Raw genomic sequence first — 5,316 nt, 5'->3', positions numbered from 1 at the left:
CATCCTGGACTACACGCTGGCGCAGTTGAAGGGCTTTTCTGTTGCCAGTGTGCGTATTGACAGTGCGCGTGATGCCCAACTCTTGTCCCTGATTGCCATTGGCAGCAGGGGCGACTCCAAAAACCTTGATCAAACGCTTGAACGTCTGACCATTGCATCAACCTCGTCATGAAAATCTCCATCCGAATCGACAGCGCCGCCGCCCAAGCCCAACTGCGCCGTTGGGGTGGAGAGTTTCGCGACAAGGTCAAAAAGGCGGTGGCCAAGGCCATGGCGAAAGAGGCTATTGCGATCAAGCAAGACGTGCGCGAGCAGGTGGCGTCCCAACTGACAGTGGTCAAAAAGACCTTCCTCAAGGGGTTCTCCGCCTACGTGATCGACAAAGACCCCAGTCGCCTGCCAGCGCTGTACGTGGGCTCGCGCATACCTTGGGTCGGGATGCACGAAAAAGGCGGGACCATTTCGGCCAAGATGCTGATTCCCCTGCATGGCCGGGTTGGCCGCAAGCGCTTCAAGGCGCAAATTGCTGAACTCATGCGAGGCGGCAACGCCTACTTCATCAAAAACGCCAAGGGCAATGTGGTGCTGATGGCAGAAAACATCAAAGAGCACGACCGCCCCTTGGCTGGATTCAAACGCCGGTACCGCAAAGCGCAAGGCATCAAACGCTTGAAGCGTGGTGCTGATATCCCAATTGCGGTGCTCGTTCCCCGCGTCATGCTCAAAAAGCGACTCGACATTGAGCGACTGGTGGTGCGGCGCATCCCACGACTGGCTGCAAGCATCGAACAACAAATCCGCACGGTCGGATGACCCTCAAATTTCAAATTGACCTATGGCCAACAACCGCATTGCCGTTTTAGTCGCCCTTGAGGGTGCAGATGATGGGCTCAAACGCGCCCTCAATTCCGCCCAGCAAAGCCTGGGCGAGTTGGCATCGACAGCCAAGACCGCAGGCGACAAGGCCGCGCGCGGCATGGCCGAGGTCAAGGCAGGCATGTCGGCATTTGGCGACCAGGTGGCGACCGCCAAGACGCAACTGCTGGCATTCCTGTCGATCAACTGGGCGGCAGGCAAAGTGCAGGAGATCGTCCAGGTGGCCGATGCCTGGAACATGATGGGCGCACGCCTGAAATTGGCAACCGCAGGTCAGAATGAGTTTGTCACAGCGCAAAAGGCTCTGTTTGAAATCGCTCAGCGCATTGGGGTGCCGATTCAGGAAGTCTCGACCCTGTATGGCAAGTTGCAGCAAGCGGTGCGCATGCTCGGTGGGGAGCAGAAGGATGCTCTTTCTATTACCGAGAGCATCTCGCAGGCCTTGCGTCTGTCGGGTGCGTCGGCCACGGAAGCCCAGTCGTCGCTGTTGCAGTTCGGACAAGCCTTGGCTTCCGGTGTGCTGCGCGGTGAAGAATTCAACTCCGTGGTCGAGAATAGTCCACGTCTGGCCCAAGCCCTGGCCGATGGCTTGAATGTGCCCATTGGTCGGCTGCGTAAGCTGGCTGAAGAAGGCAGGCTCACCGCTGACGTGGTGGTCAACGCATTGATGAGCCAAAAAGACAAGCTCGCCGCCGAATACTCTCAGTTGCCAGCGACGGTCAGTCAGGCTTTCCAGCGCCTGCAAAACGCCTTCGGCCAATGGGTCGCGCAGGTCGATGCCGCCACAGGCATCACCAAGAAACTCGCCGATGGCCTGACCTGGCTGGCCACCAATCTTGATACGGTCATGCAGTGGCTCAAGAAAATCGCCGAAGTGGGCTTGGCGGTGCTCATTTACCGGTTGCTTCCAGCCTTGGTCACGGCTTGGCAAACTGCCGGTGCCGCAGCCATCACCGCTGCCACCGCCACCTCTGCCGCCTGGGCCACTGCCAATTTGTCGGTCACAGCGGCCATTGCCAGCGTCGGCCTGCTCAAGACAGCGTTTGCCGTGCTGGGTGCGTTCGCCGTGGGTTGGGAAATCGGCACCTGGTTGTCCGAGAAATTCGAGATCGTGCGCAAGGCTGGCATCTTCATGGTCGAAATTCTGGTCAAGGCGGTTGAGCAGTTGCAGTACCGATGGGAAGCCTTTGCAGCGATCTTTACCAGCGACACCATCGATGCAGCTACCAAGCGCCACGAGGCTCGTCTGGCTGAAATGAATGTGATCTTTGCGCAGATGTATGCGGATGCCACCAAGGGCTCAGACACAGCCAAGGCAGCCATGACCACTGCGGCCACCACGGCAGAAGAGATTGCCAAGAAGTTAGAAGCCGTGCGCCAAGGTACGCAGGAAGCGGTCGGTCGTGGAGTTGAAGCGGTTCACTCCGCAGTGGAAAAACTCAAATCCCGACTGGGTGAAGTGGAACAGGCGGTCACCAAGGCCAATGGCGTGGTCACGGATGCCACCGCCAAAATGGCTGAGGCGTACAAAGGCCTGACTGCCATGGTCGAGGCCAACCTGCAAAAACAGGTTGATGCTGTGAAAACACGATACCAGCAGGAGCAAACGGCGCTGGATTTGTCTTCAGCATCTCAGGCAACCCAGATTGCCAAATCAACCCTGCTGCTCACCGATGCACTGACCCAGCAGACCACCCTGCGGCAAAAGGCCACCACGGACACACTGAAACTCATCGATGACGAGTCCACTGCCAGGGTGGCAGCAGCAGCCAAGCAAGGCTTGACCGAGGCCGAGCGCAGCGCCAACGTCACCCGGGTCGAAAACGAGATTCTGGCTACCAAACGCCAGTCTATGGTCATCGCCGCCACGGAATACCGCGCCCACATTGATGCGCTCAATGCCGAGGCCAACCGGCATCTAGCGGAAATCCAGCGCATTGAAGAAGCCAAACGTCAACTGACGATGACCACGGAGGAAAAGATCCGTGAACTGCGTCGCCAGGGCATGACGGAGTTTGAAGCAACGGAAGACCGCAAACGCCAGATTGTTGAGTTGCAGAGCAAGGCGCGCGATGCTCTGGCCGCTGGTGAATTTGAGCAGGCCAAACAACTGGCGCAGAAGGCCATGGATTTGGCGGTGCAAGTGGGCAGCGCCCAGACGGCCGAGGCCAAAAAGGCAGAGGAAGCCAAAAAAGCATCTGAGCAAGCGCACACCCAAGTCGTAACGTTGGAGTCGCAGGCGCGCGAAGCATCGCGCAAACAAGAGTACGACAAAGCGGCAGACCTGATGCGCCAGGCAGACACCTTGCGCGCAGAACTGGCACAAAAGACCAAGGAGTCCGATGCCGCTATCACCCAGGGCAAGGATGGTGTCAACCGATCAATTCAAGCCATTCGGGAATCCGAAGACATTCTCGTCAAGTCACTGGACGCTCAAGCTCAGGCGCACAAACAGGCAGCCCAGGCGGCACTCGCAGCGCGTGAGCAGATCAAACAGACCCTCACGGACACAGAAACCCAGATCGACCAGATCACCGCCAAGCTCAAAGATGGACTAAAAGTCACGCTCGATGCAGACACCACCCGGTTTGACAAAGCCATGGCTGATCTTGACAAGGCAATGGCCGAAAAGGAACGGCTGCTGGTCATCAAGGCCGATCTGGAACAGGCCCAGAAAAAGCTTCAGGAATATGAAGCCTTGCTCAAAGAAGGCAAAACCCTGCCGGTGGATGCCGATGTCAGCCAGGCCAAAGCGGCGCTGGACAAACTCACCGTCTATGCCAAGCAAAACTCGCTGATCGAGTTGCAAGTCACTTCTGAAAAAGCCCAAGCCGCGATCAACAATGTGGAAGGCATGATCAATGCACTGGGTCGCATCCGCACCGAGTCGCAGCACAGTGTGAACACCAATGCCGACGCGGCACGCTCGCAAATCTCCAGCCTTAACGGCATGAACACGTCGAGCACGCACACGATCTATGTGACCAAGGTCGAAACGAACGCGACGGGTGGTCTGGTGGGTGCTGGTGTGCCGCACTTTGCGGTTGGTGGATCAGTGGCATCACCAGTTGCGCAGGCATTTGCCCGCATGACCGGTGGTTCGGTGCCGGGCTCTGGCGATCAGGACACGGTGCCGCGCACGTTGGATTCAGGCGCGTATGTGCTGCGCAAAGCGGCAGTGCGCAAGTATGGAAGCTCTGCGCTATCAAAAATTGCCAATGGTGTCGCCCGTTTTGCCACGGGCGGTTCGGTGGTTTCTCCTGGTTCGAACGTCATCAAACGCAACAAAGATGCGGTGGAAGCCCAACAAATGATTGAGTTGGGTTTGTCCGGAATGCGTCAGTACGTGCAGTGGATGCGCATGCAATACGGTGCCTCCATGAGCATCGGATTCGAGTACGACACCATGGTGGGTTACGGTCAACTGGCCAACACCGACCGTAAAACTTTGGAGAGCCTGCTTAACCGCAAGCAACTCACAGGCAACGAAAAGCAAAAGCTCGATGCCATCAAGGCCAACTGGCGGCAAGCCATGGCGCAGCCACTGGCCTATGGCAAAGACCTTGAACGCGACCTCATGGAGTACATGGAGCAGCACCAGGGTGAGTTTTACCGGGGCGGTGGCGTGGCCAAGTCCGATACTGTTCCGGCCATGCTCACTCCGGGCGAATACGTGGTCAACCGTTCAGCGGTGTCGCGCTTTGGCACCGGCTTTTTTGAGTCACTCAACAACCTTAGCCTGCCAGCACAAGCCTTGGCCGCACGCGTGCAGGGCTTTGCAAGCGGTGGACTGGTGCAGTCCCTGGTTTCACCGATGGCTGTGCCAAGACCTGCATTTGCAGGAGAAAAGGCACCGGTGCGCACGGTACGGGTTGAACTGGCGGCGGGAAACCGCAGTGTGTCAGCCACGGTTGATGCCAGGGACGAAACCCGACTGCTGGACATCTTGAAACAAGCCAAAGCCCGGGCTTTTTAAGGGCGAATCCTCATGGAACTTAAAAACCTCTTCAGTGGGGCCACGTTGACCCTGCCTGACGATTTGCTGTGGAGCGATGAACACGGATGGAGTCCAGTGGTCTCCAGCGTGTCTTACCTGATCACAGGGTCGTTGCTGGTGCAGTCGGCCACCCGCCAGGCTGGGCGTGCCATCACCCTGGTGGGTGCTGCCGACATGGCTTGGGTCAATCGCGCAAGTGTCAATGTTCTGCGCGACTGGGCAGCGCTGCCGTTGGACGTGGTCAGTGGCCGCTTTGAGTTGACGCTTTTCGATTCCCGGGTGTTCACGGTGGCGTTTCGCCATGGTGATGGAGCCCTTGAAGCCGAGCCCGTTACCGGGTTTCCCGCACGGTCAGAGGCTGACTTCTACCGCATCACCTTAAAGCTGATGCAAATCTAAATTCTGGAGCCTTCATGCCCATTCTCACTGGCGACATCAAACTG

General features: G+C 57.8%; 3 protein-coding genes. All 3 read left to right on the top strand.

Going from position 1 to position 5,316, the window contains the following annotated elements; translation table 11 throughout:
* Window positions 1-168 precede the first annotated feature (168 nt).
* The 3 genes from PHQ58_RS23215 to PHQ58_RS23205 are packed head-to-tail and all read left to right on the top strand — an operon-like array spanning window position 169 to window position 5,272.
* The gene (locus PHQ58_RS23215; RefSeq protein WP_300116188.1) at window positions 169-813 is read left to right on the top strand and encodes a DUF6441 family protein; all 645 of its coding nucleotides are present in this window, start codon (window positions 169-171) and stop codon (window positions 811-813) included.
* A gap of 22 nt (window positions 814-835) precedes the next feature.
* Entirely contained in the window at window positions 836-4,852 is a 4,017-nt protein-coding gene (locus tag PHQ58_RS23210) for a tape measure protein (RefSeq protein WP_300116186.1), read from the top strand.
* A gap of 12 nt (window positions 4,853-4,864) precedes the next feature.
* Window positions 4,865-5,272, top strand: a complete 408-nt coding sequence (locus PHQ58_RS23205; RefSeq protein WP_300116185.1) for a hypothetical protein — start codon at window positions 4,865-4,867, stop codon at window positions 5,270-5,272.
* The last annotated feature ends 44 nt before the right edge of the window (window positions 5,273-5,316 follow it).

This window comes from Rhodoferax sp. (assembly GCF_028688795.1).
GTDB lineage: Bacteria > Pseudomonadota > Gammaproteobacteria > Burkholderiales > Burkholderiaceae_C > Rhodoferax.
Note: the sequence above shows the minus strand (reverse complement) of the source record. Positions and strands in the feature narration are given on the sequence as shown.

Bases quoted from the DNA above. Each gene is read 5' to 3' on its own strand.
- PHQ58_RS23215 (WP_300116188.1), top strand. From the start codon at position 169: ATGAAAATCTCCATCCGAATCGACAGCGCCGCCGCCCAAGCCCAACTG.
- PHQ58_RS23210 (WP_300116186.1), top strand. From the start codon at position 836: ATGGCCAACAACCGCATTGCCGTTTTAGTCGCCCTTGAGGGTGCAGAT.
- PHQ58_RS23205 (WP_300116185.1), top strand. From the start codon at position 4,865: ATGGAACTTAAAAACCTCTTCAGTGGGGCCACGTTGACCCTGCCTGAC.